We start from the raw sequence: 670 nt of genomic DNA, 5'->3' as shown, positions 1-670 counted from the left end.
GGGAACAATGGCAATTAAAGAAGAATTTTTGAGATTACTTAAAGAAGATGAAGAATTTCGTTATACAGTAGCTGGCATTTTAGGTTTGGATAGTATATTGAGAGAATTAAAACAACTCAGAGAAGATTTCAACAGGTTTATTGAACTTGAGAATAAGCGTTGGGAGGAGAATAACAAGAAGTGGGAAGAAAACAATAAGCGTTGGGAAGAGAATAACAAGAGGTTTGAGGCTATAGAGAATGAGTTAAAACAACTAAGGATTGATTTTAACAACACTTTTGCATCTTTTAATAGACGTTTAGATGCTTTAGGCGCTAGATGGGGAATAGTTTCTGAGCAAGCCTTTAGAAACGGTATGAAAGGGGTAGTTGAAAAACTATTAGGTGCTGGAAAGGTTGAAAGGTGGATATTTAGAGATGATTCAGGAGAAGTTTATGGATATCCAAGCGAAATAGAAATTGATATATTAATAAAAGATAACGAACACATACTGATAGAGATTAAATCAAGCATATCAAGAGGAGATGTAATAGAATTTTGGAGAAAAGGTAAGCTTTATGAAAAGGTAACTGGTATTAAACCTAAACTAGTTATAATATCACCATATGTTGATGATAGGGCATTAGAAGATATAAATAGGTTTGGAATTATATTATATAAAGAAACGTAA

At 32.2% G+C, this 670-nt stretch carries 1 protein-coding gene; it reads left to right on the top strand.

Annotated features, from left to right (window positions below; translation table 11 throughout):
* On the top strand, positions 1-670 hold a 670-nt coding region (locus tag ACP5GV_RS08110; protein WP_428103299.1), incomplete at its 5' end, for a PD-(D/E)XK nuclease family protein.

Source organism: Caldisphaera sp. (assembly GCF_049974385.1).
Classification (GTDB): domain Archaea; phylum Thermoproteota; class Thermoprotei_A; order Sulfolobales; family Acidilobaceae; genus Caldisphaera.
The sequence above is the reverse complement of the archived record's forward strand: the minus strand, read 5'-3'. Positions and strand labels throughout refer to the sequence as shown.